At 44.4% G+C, this 15238-nt stretch carries 15 protein-coding genes; 7 read left to right on the top strand and 8 right to left on the bottom strand.

The annotated features are described in order from the left end of the window. Nucleotides 1-585: 585 nt before the first annotated feature. From BWI96_RS09250 to BWI96_RS09265, 4 genes are all read right to left on the bottom strand, one after another. Entirely contained in the window at nt 586-1128 is a 543-nt protein-coding gene (locus tag BWI96_RS09250; RefSeq protein ID WP_106636354.1) for a hypothetical protein, read from the bottom strand. A 235-nt stretch (nt 1129-1363) separates the two neighbouring features. Then, entirely contained in the window at nt 1364-1957 is a 594-nt protein-coding gene (locus BWI96_RS09255; RefSeq protein ID WP_106636355.1) for a hypothetical protein, read from the bottom strand. A gap of 158 nt (nt 1958-2115) precedes the next feature. Then, a complete protein-coding gene (locus BWI96_RS09260; RefSeq protein WP_232793658.1) occupies nt 2116-2361 on the bottom strand; it encodes a tyrosine-type recombinase/integrase in 246 nt (81 codons plus the stop codon). A 100-nt stretch (nt 2362-2461) separates the two neighbouring features. Further along, a complete protein-coding gene (locus BWI96_RS09265; protein ID WP_198555205.1) occupies nt 2462-2830 on the bottom strand; it encodes a hypothetical protein in 369 nt (122 codons plus the stop codon). 198 nt (nt 2831-3028) lie between these two features. On the opposite strand from BWI96_RS09265, the gene BWI96_RS09270 reads away from it, so the two are divergent. The 6 genes from BWI96_RS09270 (at nt 3029) to BWI96_RS09295 (ending at nt 11117) form a co-directional block, all read left to right on the top strand. Beyond that, the gene (locus BWI96_RS09270; RefSeq protein WP_198555206.1) at nt 3029-3724 is read left to right on the top strand and encodes a response regulator transcription factor; all 696 of its coding nucleotides are present in this window, start codon (nt 3029-3031) and stop codon (nt 3722-3724) included. Further along, complete coding sequence (locus tag BWI96_RS09275) at nt 3705-3995, top strand: hypothetical protein (RefSeq protein ID WP_106636358.1); 291 nt, start codon at nt 3705-3707, stop codon at nt 3993-3995. The genes BWI96_RS09270 and BWI96_RS09275 overlap by 20 nt, the downstream gene beginning before the upstream one ends. A gap of 128 nt (nt 3996-4123) precedes the next feature. Further along, on the top strand, nt 4124-5044 hold the full coding sequence (locus BWI96_RS09280; protein ID WP_106636359.1) for a HAMP domain-containing sensor histidine kinase: 921 nt from the start codon (nt 4124-4126) through the stop codon (nt 5042-5044). 202 nt (nt 5045-5246) lie between these two features. Beyond that, the gene (locus tag BWI96_RS09285; protein WP_198555207.1) at nt 5247-6437 is read left to right on the top strand and encodes an efflux RND transporter periplasmic adaptor subunit; all 1191 of its coding nucleotides are present in this window, start codon (nt 5247-5249) and stop codon (nt 6435-6437) included. Nucleotides 6438-6488: 51 nt separating this feature from the next. Continuing rightward, nucleotides 6489-9650, top strand: coding sequence for an efflux RND transporter permease subunit (locus BWI96_RS09290; protein ID WP_106636361.1), 3162 nt, complete (start codon nt 6489-6491; stop codon nt 9648-9650). 78 nt (nt 9651-9728) lie between these two features. Further along, complete coding sequence (locus BWI96_RS09295) at nt 9729-11117, top strand: efflux transporter outer membrane subunit (protein WP_106636362.1); 1389 nt, start codon at nt 9729-9731, stop codon at nt 11115-11117. A gap of 215 nt (nt 11118-11332) precedes the next feature. Here BWI96_RS09295 and BWI96_RS09300 read toward each other — a convergent pair whose 3' ends face one another. Beyond that, nucleotides 11333-11869 carry a GNAT family N-acetyltransferase gene (locus tag BWI96_RS09300; protein ID WP_106636363.1) on the bottom strand — a complete coding sequence of 179 codons (537 nt, stop codon included), beginning with the start codon at nt 11867-11869 and terminating at the stop codon, nt 11333-11335. 152 nt (nt 11870-12021) lie between these two features. Here BWI96_RS09300 and BWI96_RS09305 point away from each other — a divergent pair, with 152 nt between their 5' ends. Then, a complete protein-coding gene (locus BWI96_RS09305; protein WP_106636364.1) occupies nt 12022-12567 on the top strand; it encodes a GNAT family N-acetyltransferase in 546 nt (181 codons plus the stop codon). 221 nt (nt 12568-12788) lie between these two features. On the opposite strand, the gene BWI96_RS09310 is transcribed toward BWI96_RS09305, so the two are convergent. The 3 genes from BWI96_RS09310 to BWI96_RS09320 form a co-directional block, all read right to left on the bottom strand. Next, a complete protein-coding gene (locus BWI96_RS09310; protein WP_106636365.1) occupies nt 12789-13541 on the bottom strand; it encodes a LytTR family DNA-binding domain-containing protein in 753 nt (250 codons plus the stop codon). Next, the gene (locus BWI96_RS09315; RefSeq protein WP_106636366.1) at nt 13538-14641 is read right to left on the bottom strand and encodes a sensor histidine kinase; all 1104 of its coding nucleotides are present in this window, start codon (nt 14639-14641) and stop codon (nt 13538-13540) included. Before BWI96_RS09315 ends, BWI96_RS09310 begins: the two co-directional genes overlap by 4 nt. Before the next feature lie 145 nt (nt 14642-14786). Further along, the gene (locus BWI96_RS09320; RefSeq protein ID WP_157830285.1) at nt 14787-15065 is read right to left on the bottom strand and encodes a hypothetical protein; all 279 of its coding nucleotides are present in this window, start codon (nt 15063-15065) and stop codon (nt 14787-14789) included. Between the last annotated feature and the right edge of the window lie 173 nt (nt 15066-15238).

Below are 15238 nucleotides of genomic sequence, written 5' to 3' on the forward strand. Positions count from 1 at the left end.
AAATAGAACGATACAAAGGTGCCACGAAGCCGGATACTGACGAAATGAAACTTACCGAGTGCCCAATAACTAGCGACGAATGACGGGTTTTGGGTTTGGAGCGGCCGCCGCTGCGGTTTGGAGTTTGGAGCGACCGTCGCTACGGTTTGGAGTTTGGAGTTTGGAGTTTGGAGTTTGGAGTTTGGAGTTTGGAGTTTGGAGTTTGGAGTTTGGAGTTTGGAGTTTGGAGTTTGGAAAAGAGAAAACCCGTAAAGATAGAGAAGACGTTTTGAAATGGAAGATATAACCCCGGAGGGGCTGAACCTGAATAGCCCCAGGCTGGATAGCCCTGGATGCTAATCCGGGGTAAACGTTGGACGGGCCCATATGCTAATCTCCTGCCCTGGCTGGTGTCTTCACCAGCCATTCATATAAAGCATAGTGGTTGGAGAGGACACCAACCTGGGCGAATGATTGTCAATCCGAAAAAGCATAGCAATAAAGCATTCAGGTAGAGACGCGACTTCATCGCGTCTGGGTAAGAGGCGGTTAGCGTTGCTTTAGAGATTATAAATCCGAAAGAGCGTAGTTGTTTATCGCTAATTATTATTTCCAATAGTTCATTAAATAGTCTTTAATTTGGGTTTTGTCTGTTAAGTCTATTAATTCAGAACTGTTCCAATTAATCAGAACCATTTCACAACTTTCACCTAATTCGTAAAGTGCTTCTTCAATTTTGCTAAACCAATCTGCTGAAGTAATTAGAGAAGTAGAAATCCAAATATTTTTTACAAACTCGTCTTTGCAGTCGTAAAAAAAATTGAAGCAAGGCAAACTGAACGCATTAAAAGTAGTAGAAGAACAGCTAATTATCGTATATCCATCATAATAAATTTGTTTAGCTTTTTCAAATCTTTTTTCCGTTAGAAAATTTTCAAAAAAGTCAATTCTTAATTCTTCATTTATCGTTGGAAAAGGTAAGTCTTCTCTTATAAAAATGTCAGTAAATCCATATTCAGTTCTTGCCTTTTCAGTGAAATTGCCTATTTGTTTAATTGAGCTTATAATATTTTCAATATTCTTTCTTGGAACTATTTCAATTTGACAATAATCGTCTTCCCAAAATGAAGGCAAATTTTCTTCATTCATTTTGGTATTTGTTTTTCGTTTAAATATTTATGTCAAATAATCCCATTGTCATTTGAAATATGTCGCTCTATAATAGTAGGTAACGGTTTAAATATTCCCGAAGGCGGGGATTTTTAGTACAAAAGTAGAATCGAAGAACGAATGTTGAACTTGGTACAAATGCCCAATCGAAGCCGTTCAGCCTCGCTTTTGACCATACCTTGTTGGCAGTAGAGTAGTTATTTCTATTTCATTTTTAAAGTCCATCTTCTCGTTCTGATAGCCATTGTCTATACTTGTTCTTATAATTCTCTTTTGTTGTAATATCTTTAAGGATAAAGTCAACGCCACCATCATACGGTGCAACAATTACATTCTTGTCAAACGAAATGAAGTACGCCCTGATATTGTCATTGGCGATTTCTCTTAAAAGGTTGTCATGATACTTTGGTTTCCAAATTGTCAGTGCAAAGGCAGGTCTGTAAATGTCTGGCTCGTTATATTCTTCAGAGTCGATTTTATTCAATTCAATATTGTCAAGCCGTACAAAAGAAAACGGTTTGAATATGTCTTCTTCGTCAGTAATGTGTATTTGTCTGTTGTCGCCCCAATTATATTCTTCTGCTACAATTAAAAATGGCGTTTCAAGACCAAAGAAATCTGTAATTATTTCGTTTTGTCGTGAAAGTAGAATTTGCCATTCGCTTTCGTCTTCTGCATAACGTTTAGAATTGGGCAAACTATGAATTCTAAACCATCTTTCAGAATAGTCGTGTTTAAACAGATACGAAATCGGTACAGTGTCTGGGTAATTTAAAGTCCATAATTTTTGAAAACCTTCTTTCGTCATCGGGTCGTTTTACAGTTACTGCTAACTCCCAAATATACGCAAGTTTTGTCTTGATTTTTTTATTCCAATATAGATAATTACTATCCTTAGGGGGCAGTCTTATATGCATATTATTCCTTGATCTGTTTTATGCTTAAATCATTAAAAGGGCTTTTGACTTATTCTAAAGAGCGACGGCTCACGTCGGTATATGGTAGGGTTGTCTTTAAGTTGTTGTGACCCAATAACTCCTGAATGAGCTTAATATCAGTTTCTCTTTCGTGTAGATGGGTCGCATAACTATGCTTAAGACTGTGAAAGGTGACCCCTTGTCGAATTGCAGCTATTGTCTTCGCTCGATGAAAAATCTGTTGCAAACTTCGAGTACTATAGGGTTGGTTCCCATATTGTCCTTCAAAAGCCATTCTTTGGGTTGATAGGTGCAGTAATACTTTCGAAGAAGCCTAAAAGGCCTTCTGATAAGGTTACCATTCTATCCTTTTTACCTTTAGCTACCCGAATGGTTTACCATTCACTCTGATCTGAATGGATGGACGTCTTCACTCCCTGGCTGGTGTCTTCACCAGCCAGGGAGTGAAGACGTCCATCCACGGCGGAAAATCGGAGATGGCTGAAACTAGGGATTGTAAATCCGAAAGAGCGTAGGTTGGTGAAGACCTCCGCCCCGGCTAGTGTCTCACCAGCTGATTGTAAAAGAATGTGGTTGGGGTCTTCACCAACACGGTGGAAAAATCCGGGGTCAACTATGAAGTAGAGACGCGACTTCATCGCGTCTGGGTAATAGGCGGTTAGCGTTGCTTTAGGGATTATAAATCCCTTACAGACGGCTTTCGGATTACAAATCCGAAAGAGCGTAGTTTGAAAAGAAAACAATAACCCCTCTGGGTGTAGCCACTCCCTGGCTGGTGTCTCACCAGCCGATTGTAAAAGAATGTGTTGCATGAAAACACCGACCACGGCGGAAGCGGCTTTACAGAATCATTGAAAACAGCCAACTAAAAACCGAAAATCAAACTGACAGAATTTAGACAGAATTGTTTTTTTACTTCGTCCTTTAGAAATTGAATGATTATGAAAATTCTACTGGTTGAGGACGAAAAGTTGCTTTCCGACAGCATTCGCTCGGCTTTGGTTCAGGAAGGTTTTTCCTGCGAAACGGCTTTGTCCTTCTTGGAGGCCCGTGAAAAACTCACGGATAAGATTTATGACGTAGTCGTCCTGGATATCAACCTGCCCGGTGGCCTGGGCTTCGACCTCTTCGCCGATATTCAGAGCATGGATTCGCACCCCGGCGTGCTCATTATTTCGGTGCGTAACAGTCTTGATGATAAACTCAAAGGACTCAATCTGGGGGCGGATGATTACCTCGTGAAACCCTTTCATCTGGATGAATTAATCGCCCGAATTCGAAGCATCATTCGTCGTCGGCATCCGCAGGAAGAAGAGGAAATGATGTACTACAACCTGTCCTACGATCTGATGAATAACCAGGTGAAAGTCAATGGGCAGGAATTGAAATTAACCCACAGCCAGCTTCGGATTCTGTATTACTTACTGATGAACAAAAACCGCACGGTTTCCAAAGAATCGCTGTCTGACTATGTATTAAAGGATAATATCGACATGGTTGATTCCTTCGATTTCATTTATACCCACATTAAAAATCTCCGGCAAAAACTGAAGAAAGAAGGCTGCGAAGTCAGTATCGTCACAATGTACGGAATGGGTTATACCTTAAAGAAAGCAGATGGCAACCAGTCAGTATAGCAAGCGTTTTATCACGAAAATCAAAAAGGTTTACATCGTAGCCTTACCCATTCTGCTGGTATTAACCATCTTGTTTAACAACTACGTTATCGATGTTTATTACCGGGTTTTTTATCGAATTCGGTTTAAAAATCAGGTCGAAGAAATTGCTTCTGCGGTTAAGAAAACCGGGAACTACCCATTCGGGATGGCGTTGCGTATCAGTTATTACCCCCGGATGCCAAGCCGTATTCCTACTTTACCTATCAGTTTTACGACCTGGAAGACGTAAACAGTTCGTTTAATTTCTGGACGATTTTTTCGCTGAATCAACACCTGAATAATAAACGGATAAAAGAATACATCCGCACTGTTCCGGTCAAAAACCGACTGTATGAAGTAACGGTTACGGAAGTAACCATGAATGAGCCGGGAGGGCCAGAGAGTGAGGCCGTAATTTTTGCGGTGGTCTTTAGCTTAGTGCTGTTTTTTATTCTGAACTGGGCCTTTTTTCAGATCAACCTGAATCGCGTTTCGTATAACCTCTGGCGACCGTTTTATAATAATTTACGCCGGATCAAGTCCTACAATATTCGTAATAAAGAACCTCTGCTTTTACAAAAAACCAGCGTTCGCGAGTTTGAATTATTCAATCAGGCCGTGCTTGATTTTACGAATAAAACGCAATCTGCTTATAATCAGCTACGGGAATTTACCGAAAATACGGCCCACGAACTGCAAACGCCGTTAAGCATATTGCTGGCTAAGGTAGAATTGATTTTGAAGCAAACCGAGCTGAAATCCGAAGAAAGAAAAGAGTTACTGGACATTAAGAAAACCATCGTCCGGCTTTCGGGCATTCATAAAGGATTGAACCTGCTTTCCCGCATTCGCAGCATTCAGTATGCCGGAAAAATTGCCAAAACGGACCTGGAGGTCAATGACATCATCAGCGAGAGTCTGGAAACTTACGAAGAGTTAATTGAATACAGAAACCTCGAAGTCCAGCACAACAACGGCATCCAAAACCGAATTTCCTCCAATGAAGAACTGGTGCGAATCATGGTTGATAACCTGATCCGAAATGCCATTCAGCATAATGTGAATGAAGGGAAAATTTCAATTACCCATCAGAAACAGGGCTTCGAAATCAGTAATACAGGCGTAGTCAACCAACCTATGGGGGAAGACATTTTTTCCAGATATCATACAAAATCTACCGATGATGGCCGACTGGGTCTGGGACTGGCTATTGTCGAGGCCATTTGCGAAACACTGGAGTTTTCCTGTGTTTATGAATATCGGCATTTGCAGCATTGCATCCGTATTAGTTGGGGATAATAAAATTATAGTCTCCTGAAAATTAATAAGTAAGCAAAATCTGTCGAGAAGCGGCAAAATCCGTCAGAATCTCGACAGATTTTGTTTTTTTATTTGAACGCTGAAATCAGTGAAAACTAGTTTTAGCCGACCTGACGAAACAAATTTTAAAGACGCTCGGTTGTAAGTCACAGAATAATACAAGTTTAATAGCCGAAGAGTAATGCATTTTATCCCATTTCGATCGCCATTTGCAAACCGTAGGATTGCCGCAGGCATGGGTCTGTTTATGTTGATTTTTGCTTTTTCCTGTGGGAAAAAAGATGAAAAACAGCAAGCGGCTCAACAGCCAGCCGCTCCTAAAGAATACCCGGTCATGACCATTGAGGCTCGTGCCACGGATATTTATACAGATTATCCGGCCACCTTGCAAGGCCAGGAGAACGTAGAAATTCGTCCCAGAATTGACGGATATATTGAACGTATTTTCGTAGATGAAGGAGCATTAGTTCGAAAAGGTCAGGTGCTGTTTCAGATCAGTGCTCCCCAATATGAACAAGATTTGCGTACGGCTCAGGCCAGCATCAAAATTGCCGAAGCTGACGTAAACGCCGCTCAGATGCAGGTAAATAAAGTAAAGCCGCTGGTAGAAAAAGACATCATCAGCCATTACGAACTGGAATCGGCGGAGTATACCCTTCAATCCAGACAGGCTGCACTGGCTCAGGCAAAAGCTACACTCGCTAATGCTAGAATTAACCTTGGCTACACGCGGGTAACCAGCCCTGTCAATGGCGTAATTGGTCTGTTACCCCTGAAGTTAGGAAGTTTGGTAAGCCAGTCTACCACAACGCCCTTAACGACTGTAGCCAACATTGGTAACGTTTACGCTTATTTCTCGCTTAACGAAAAACAATTACTTGACTTTTTCCGGGATACCAAAGGCAACACGCTTCAGCAGAAACTGGCGACTTTACCTAGTGTGTCACTCGTGCTTTCCGATGGTTCGGTATACTCAAAGCCAGGTCGCGTAGAAACGGCCAGTGGTTTGATCAGTACTGAAACGGGTTCGGCCAATTTCCGGGCAACGTTCCCTAATACAGATGGTTTTCTACGGAGTGGGAGCACGGGTCAGGTTCGGGTTACTTCCCACATTGAAAACGCCTTGATTATTCCTCAGAAGGCTACCTACGAGTTACAGGGTAAACGTCTGGCCTATCTGGTAGCGGAGGGTAACAAAGTGAAGAGCGTGGAGGTTCAGGTGAAACCAACCACCGACGGGAAGTCATTCATTGTTACGCAAGGAGTGAAAGCGGGCGACAAGATCGTAGTAGAAGGAATTACGGCTCTCCGGGATGACATGGAAATTAAGCCGGGAGCAGTGAAGGCAGACACCACTGCCAACGCTCAGTAGGTTAGGAGGTAAAGGGATTCCCTGGCTAACAAGCCCAAAATCAACATTTTTATGCTTAAGAGATTTATTGAACGGCCGGTATTATCCACCGTTATATCCATCATTATTGTCATGCTGGGGATATTGGGGCTGGTAACCTTACCCGTTTCTCAATATCCTGAAATTGCTCCCCCAACGGTTCAGGTGCAGGCAACCTACACTGGGGCTAACGCGAGTGTAGTATTAAGTAGTGTGATTGTACCGCTCGAAGAGCAGATCAACGGGGTAGAAGACATGACTTACATGACTTCTACGGCTGCCAACGACGGTACCGCTACGATTACCATCTTCTTCAAACTAGGAACGAACCCTGACCTGGCGGCAGTAAACGTGCAGAACCGGGTGTCGCGGGCAACGAGTTTGCTACCTCAGGAAGTAACCCGGGCGGGGGTTATCACCAGTAAGCGTCAAAGTAGTAACGTGTTGATTTTTACACTTTACAGCGAGAACAAAGCCTACGAACAGACGTTCCTGCAAAACTACGCCAACATTAACATTGTGCCTCAACTCAAACGGGTAACCGGGGTAGGGGATGCCAGTGCATTTGGTTTACGCGATTACGCCATGCGGATCTGGCTGAAACCTGATGTGATGGCAACGTATGGTCTGATTCCTGACGACGTTTCGGCGGCTCTGGCGGAACAAAACGTGGAAGCAGCTCCGGGGCAGTTTGGCGAAAGCAGCGATCAGTCTTTCCAGTATATTATCAAATATCCCGGTCGTTTGAAAGATCCGGCTCAGTTTGAGAATATGATTATCCGTTCAACGCCCGGCGGCCAGGTCTTGCGTTTACGGGACATCGCCCGGGTTGAACTCGGTGCTCAGAGTTACGCCAGTATTTCAACGTCACAGGGGTATCCATCGGTAGCGTTGGCGATTAACCAAACGGCGGGTTCAAATGCTCAGGAGGTAATCGAAAACTCACTGAAAGTAATCAAGGAAGCAGAAAAGTCATTTCCTCCCGGGGTACATTACGCCGAGCTGCTGAATGCCAATAACTTCCTGGATGCCTCGATTGAGAAAGTAATTCACACGCTGATCGAAGCCTTTATTCTGGTATTTATTGTCGTATTTATCTTCCTTCAGGACTTCCGTTCGACGCTGATTCCCGCTATTGCGGTGCCGGTAGCGATTGTCGGTACATTTTTCTTCCTGAACCTGTTCGGATTTACAATTAACCTGCTGACGCTATTCGCATTAGTATTAGCGATTGGTATCGTAGTGGATGATGCCATCGTAGTAGTAGAGGCGGTGCACGCCAAGCTGGATGAGGGTTATACTTCCGCTCGCAAAGCATCCATTGATGCGATGAGTGAAATCAGTGGTGCCATCGTTTCGATTACGTTGGTAATGGCGGCAGTATTCGTTCCGGTAAGTTTCATCAGTGGTTCAACCGGGGTGTTTTATAAACAGTTTGGTCTGACGCTGGCAATTTCCATCATCCTTTCGGCCATTAACGCCCTGACGCTGAGTCCGGCTCTTTGTGCTATGTTCCTCAAACCGCACGATAAGGAGCACAAAAAAGGATTCATGCAGCGGTTTTATACGGCCTTCAACACGGGTTTTGATGCTGTAACTACAAAATATGCCCGTTCGGTCACTTTCCTTTCCGGTAAGAAATGGGTGGCTCTGGGTGCTATTGCAGTGTTTGCCGGAATTTTCTTCTGGTTACTTCGCACCACGCCTTCCGGTTTCGTTCCGAACGAAGATCAGGGAACCATCTTTGCTAACATCACTTTACCCCCTGCTTCTTCCGTAGAACGGACAACGGCCATTGCTAATGAAGTAGATAAGATTGCCCGGGAAATGCCCGCCGTTCGATTCACGACGCGTCTGGCTGGTCGGAGTATCATCAGTGGTAACGGGAGTTCGTACGGGATGGTAATCATCGGTTTGAAGGACTGGAAAGAACGTCCCGATCAGGATATTAACGCCGTAATCCGGGATCTTTTTGCCAAAACCAGCCATATCCGTGGGGCCGAAATCGTATTCTTCTCGCCCCCAACCATTCAGGGTTTTGGTACCAGTAACGGTTTTGAGTTACAGTTACAGGATCGGGCCGGTGGAACCATTGACCGACTTTTTGAAGTGGAAAAAGACTTCATGGCGGCCCTCTTGAAACGCCCTGAAATTCAGTTTGCTACCACGACTTTCAACCCAACATTCCCGCAATACATGGTGAATGTAAACGTGGCCCGGACGAAAGAAGCCGGACTGACGGTGAACGCAGTATTGAGTGCCTTGCAGGGATATTTCGGTGGGGTGTATGCGTCTAACTTTAACCAGTTTGGCAAGCAATATCGGGTCATGATTCAGGCCGATCCTGCGTACCGGGCTAGCCCGTCCAGTCTGAACTCCGTTTACATTCGGAATGCGAATGGAACGATGGCTCCCATCTCGGAATTCGTAACGATGGATCGGGTTTATGGTCCAGAAACAATTACGCGATTTAACCTCTTTACTTCGGTTTCCATCACGGGTACGCCCAAAGCTGGTTTCAGTTCCGGGGATGCGATTAAAGCCATTCAGGAAGTGGCGGCTGAGAAGTTACCCGCCGGTTATGGCTACGAATTCTCGGGTATGACGCGGGAAGAAATTCAGAGTGGCGGACAGACAATTTACATCTTTATGCTTTGTCTGGCCTTCGTTTACTTCCTGTTGAGTGCTCAGTACGAGAGTTATATTCTGCCCTGGGCGGTATTGCTTTCACTGCCCGTCGGTCTGGCCGGAACGTTCATCTTTGCCCGCATTTTTGGCATTGATAACAACATTTACCTTCAGATTACAATCATCATGTTGATTGGTCTGCTGGCGAAAAATGCCATTCTGATCGTAGAATACGCCGTTGAACGCCGACGACACGGGATGGACATTGTGAAGGCCGCCGTGGATGGGGCCGAAGCTCGTCTCCGACCTATTTTGATGACTTCGTTTGCCTTTATTCTGGGTCTGGTGCCGTTGATGCTGGCGTCTGGTGCGGGTGCCCTGGGGAACCGTTCCATTGGTACAGGAGCCGTTGGCGGGATGTTAATTGGTACCTTGCTCGGGGTATTTATTATCCCGGTGCTGTTTATCATCTTCCAGACCTTGCAGGAGAAAATCAGCGGTTCTCCCAAGCAGCTGCAAACCGAGGAAAAATCACACGCGGATCTGATGGCCGGTCAGGGACGTTAATAGGAATGAAAAAGCAGGCGAGGCGATACGTGAAAAAGTAACCTGCTTTTTCGGTCAACCATTGACATTTTAATAGATATGAATAGGAAACTTTTGTGGCAGTCGTTCGCGGTGTTCATTCTTCTGCAAGGACTTGCTGCCTGCAAAATAACGCAGAATTATAACCGGCCTAATGTAAGTACAGAGGGCCTGTATCGGGACGGGGGCACGGATACCACCAGTATGGCAAATATGCCCTGGCGAAACATGTTTTCCGATACTACGTTACAAAACCTGATTCAGGAAGGTTTGAATAATAACCTGAACTTAAAGTCAGCAATTACCCGGATTGAAGTAGCGGAAGCAAACCTGTACCAAAGCCGGATGAATTTTTTCCCGAACGTGACGGGGAATGGAACGGGGGTTTTTGCCAAGGTACCTAACGTACCCAGTGCAGCGACGGGTTTTGCCAGACGCCAGTTTCAGTTGTATACCAACGCTAGTTGGGAAGCAGACGCCTGGGGTAAATTGAGAAGTGCCAAACGTTCAAACCTGGCTTTATTACTGCAAAGCGAGGCTACGAAACGTGCGGTGCAGACACAGTTAATTGCAGACATTGCCAACGCCTATTATTCGCTTTTGGCCCTGGATGCCCAGCTCGCCATTACGCAGAGAAACGTGGACATCTGGGTATCGAACGTAGAGACGATGAAGGATTTGAAAGAGGCCGCCGTAGTAACCGGAGCAGCCGTCGTGCAGAGTGAAGCCAGTCAATATGCGGCGGAAGTAACGATTCCTACCCTGAAGCAAACCATTCGGGAAACTGAAAATGCATTGAGCGTATTGCTGGCTCGTGCTCCCGGTGCCATTACCCGCACCACGCTGGAAGCTCAGGTACCCATGGAAACGTTAAATACGGGCGTTTCGGCTCAGTTGCTGGGTAATCGTCCGGATGTACAGGCGGCGGAATATTCGTATCGGAGTGCCTTTGAAATAACGAACGTAGCCCGGACATACTTCTATCCATCATTAACCCTGACAGCCAACGGAGGTCTTTCGGCTCTTTCACTGGGCGGTTTATTTTCAACGACATCCATCTTTGGTAACCTCGCGGCGGGTATAGCTCAGCCTATTTTTGCCCGGGGAACCAACAAAGTGCGTTTACGTACAGCCAAGGCCGATCAGGAAAACGCTTTGCTCAACTTTCAGGGAACCTTATTAACCGCAGGTCAGGAAGTATCTAATGCATTATTTGCCTATCAAACGGCTACGGAGCGTGCCATGATTCGCGGTCGTCAGTTGAACTCCCTGCAAAAGTCGGTGGATTATACGAAAGAGTTATTAAAATACAGCTCAGCCAACTATACCGAAGTTCTGGTAGCTCAGCAAAGCCTGCTGTCGGCAGAATTGAGTAGCGTCAGTGATCGGCTACAGCAATTGCAATCAGTAGTGTCACTATATCGGGCACTGGGCGGTGGCTGGAAATAGAACTATTAGTTTTATAGGTGTATAGTTAAAAAGTCTGGTGGTTTTCCGCCGGACTTTTTTGTTGAAAAGGCCTAATAACAATAAGGTAGAGATGCGATTCATCGCGTCTGGGCAGCAAACAGTTTTGCTAATTATGGGCAGTTCGTGATTAGTTAGTCCACGTTTCCAACGCGGATCCTGAGAAAAGCGTCTGCGACGTCTCCAGCATCCTACGGTTAAACCCATTCACTTTTCAGCTTCGAGTAAACCACAATATCCACGTATTGCCCGTGGAGAAATTCTGCTTGTCGGGAAATGCCTTCTTTGGTGAACCCTAAACGCTCAGGAACGGCCTGACTTTTAGTGTTCCCTATCGCACACTTAATCTCGATTCTATTTAATGGTAACTCCTCAAAACCGAACTTCAACAAACGTTGGGTAGCCTGAGTAATGAGGCCCTTACCCTGGCTGGAGGGGGCAATCCAGTACCCGATTTCTCCACTATGGTTTTGTGTATCAATCTTATAAATCCCGATTCTTCCGACTACTGTATCGTTTTCTTTAATAACAAAGGCAAATTCTCCTCCGTGTTTGCTTCGTAGCTGGGAAGCGTCTGCGTAGTTATCAAAAAAGGAAGGAGCCCGGACCAAGCCGACCCAGGGTAACCAGGGACTGAGATAGTTTTTGTTTTCCGTTACCAGTTGAAAAATAGATGAGCTATGAACCCTATCGAGTGACTCAAGGGTAAGGTCTTGATTAATTTGAAGAATCATCGATAGTGTTTTCAAAAATGAAAAAAGAATGTAAAATAAAAAGTTACGATAACGTCTCAATGTAACAAATATTGGAAGTAATCGCTATACTTGTTAAGTATCAAATACGGTAAAAGGTGTTTGTCTATTGAACGAATAAGACGTAGCAGATTATGGCAAAGACAGATCAAAAATTAACCTTTATCATAAGGAAATCATGTCTGGAGGATAGTATGGAAATAGTAAGCCTATACAAAAATGTAGCACGAAATAAAGGAGGATTAGCTCGAGAAGAAGATGAAATAACGCAAGCTTACGTAGAAAATTTTACGAGGAAATCGATTGAAGATGGGTTACAATTTGTGGTGATAGACCAATCGAAAGAAAACCGGGTGGTTGGAGAAATTCATTGTTACAAGCCAGAACCTAAGGTATTTAAACACATTTTAAGTGATCTCACAATTGCGATAGATCCTGATTATCAGGGTATGGGGTTAGGTAAAAAGCTATTTGAAACCTTATTGGAGTTTGTATCTAACTATAAACGAGATATACTAAGAGTAGAACTATTTGCCAGAGAGTCTAACTCGAAAGCTATTGATATCTATACGAAAATAGGGTTTGTCAGGGAAGGACGTTTGAGAAACAGAATAAGGATAGACACTAATACTTTTGAATGTGACATCGTAATGGGGTGGACCAATCCTAAATTTGAATGAAAAATTAGGTAAGGGGATTTCAAATTTGAAAAATTGCTTTGCTGTAAAAGCTTTCGTGTTACGAATGATTACTAGCAAAATCTACTGTTTTCTGGCCTTGTCTGCTAAGTAATCAACAGATTATGAATGGATTGATAAGTGATCTTTTATAACATACATAGCTGTTGTACACTATTCTGTCTGATAGGACGTGCCTGATTAATTACTTGAATGGAGGTGTTTTATCGCCCCAGCCAATTCTTAAAATCAGTAATGCGGTCACCGCTCACAAATACTTCCGCCCGTGCTTCGGGTTTTAACTCCAGTTTTAGTTTGCCCGCTGAGTAGGTATGAATGGAGTCAATGGATTGAAAGGCTACCAAAAACTGCCGATTCACCCGAAAAAAACGAGACGGGTCCGTTACCTGTGTCAGTTTGTCGAGACTCAGTTCCAGCGGTAACTTTTGTCCGTCGTGGGTAACCAGAAACGTGATTTTTTCTTCTGAAAAAAAGTAAGCAATCTGATTGATCTCAATACTATGAATTTTCGTACCGATGGACACCATGAAGCGGGTTTTATATTCCGTTTCCTGGGGTTTCTGAATCAGTTGGAGAATGTTCTTCAGATCGGGGGCGGGCTGGCGTAGCGATTTAAACTTATCCAAAGCCGCTCTTAGCTCCTCAAAATCAATAGGTTTTAATAAATAATCTACACTGTTTACCTTAAAAGCCTGAATGGTATATTCGTCGTAAGCCGTGGTAAAAATGACCGGGACTTTCAGCGAAATCTGATCAAAAATGGCAAAAGCTAGCCCATCTTCTAGGTGAATATCCATGAAAGCCAGATCGGGAGCAGGGTTTTCACTAAACCACTCTACCGCCTCTGAAACCGAAGGAAGTTTCGTGATAATTTGAATCGACGAATCGTATTTATGGATGAGATTTTCCAGCCGATCAGCGGTCAGATACTCGTCTTCAATAATGACTACGTTCATGCTAATAAGGGAATTTTAACGACAAATGAATCTCCAATATGTCCGTACCAGACCGCGTGGGTTGTTAGCAGGCTATAACGAGCCGTAATGTTTTTTAGCCCTAACCCGGTAGATACTTCCGGCTGTAGGCGAGGGCGATAGCCATTTTCAACGATCAACTCCTGATTTTCAATTTTGATAGAAACCGTTAACGGCTCTTTGCTGGACATGCGAGTATGCTTGACGGCATTTTCAATCAGTAATTGCAAGGTCAAGGGAGCAATTTTATAGAGTTGCTGAGCGGATTCCGGCACGTCAATCTGGACGCTAAACTTCTCCCGAAAACGGATTTCCAGTAAGAAAGCATACGACTGAATGAACTCAAGTTCGGTCTTCAAAGACACCAGATCGTTATCCTTCTGCTCCAGAATATAACGGTACGATTTGGAGAGCTGGGCGATGAATTTCTCCGATAAGTTGGCATCAATGTGTACCACTGAAGACAGAATACTCAGGCTATTGAAGAGAAAGTGAGGATTAACCTGATTTTTCAGAGCTGCAAACTGAGCCTGCACGTGTTCTTTTTCCAATCTCTCGGAACGAAGCTGTATTTCCTGCACCCGCTGAGTAGCCCGCACTGCCGCGATAAGGTAAAAAGCAGTAAGCATAATCATCACCGAAAGCCCGTTGTTTGCCCGAACTACCAAGGCCCACATTTCGGCAGAACGTTTGGGCATGGGTGTGTTTTGTGGAGGGAAGACATGAAAAATGGCTTCCATCGCGATGCGAAGACTTTTATGGAGGAAAAAATTAAAAAGGAAGGCTAGCACCAGCGACACCAGCAGCGAAATGATTTGGGGCTGAAGCTTAAATTCCAGCAGATAATTTTCACCAAAATAATTAAAAAATTTGAGCTGAAGCCAATCGGTAATGCTCAGCCAAATATAGAAGAGACCGAAAGAGATCGTGAAAAAAGGAAGAGCGAACCGTAGTTCATGATAGAACCGATCCATGGTTAACAGCGGGTCGGTCGTAGTCGCGTAAATCACGGTTAAGGTATAGATTAACGCGAGACTCAGCGATAGCTGCCACTTTTGGATGGATGTCAAACGATTCGCCATGGGGTTGCTTTCAAAGTTTTGGGAGATCAGAGGAAGCCCGACCTTACTCCCCTACAAAAATCAGATACAGCAGATGTATTTGAAAATCATAACCGACGAATGACGAGTTGAGTCGGATGAATCGGGAATTTAGAGGGTTCGAAGTTTAGCGTTTTGAGTTTTGAGCGACCGTCGCTACGGTTTTCAGTTTTGAGTTTTGAGTTTTCAGTTTGGGAAGAAAAATCTGTAAAGCTAGGGAAGAGGTTTGTAAATGAGAATCATAACCCCGGAGGGGTTTAACCTGAATAGCCCCGGATGTAATCCGGGGTAAACGTTGGAAGGGCCCGTACGCCAATCTCCCACCGTGGCTAGTGTCCTCACCAGCCACGGTGGAGGTAGGGGAGTTGATTGAAAAGGGAACCCTAACCCCAGAGGGGCTCAACATGAATAGCCCCGGATGACAATCCGGGGTTACCTACGGATTGACATGGTCTGATCCTGAGAAAAAAGCCTAGTGGTCGGTAAGGACACCCCCCTCGGCGGAAGATTGCCAATCCGAAAAAGCCTAGCAATCCAACGATCCAGTAGAGACGCGATAAAGTCGCGTCTGGGTAAGAG

The sequence above is a fragment of the Siphonobacter sp. SORGH_AS_0500 genome (assembly GCF_002838835.1).
GTDB lineage: Bacteria > Bacteroidota > Bacteroidia > Cytophagales > Spirosomataceae > Siphonobacter.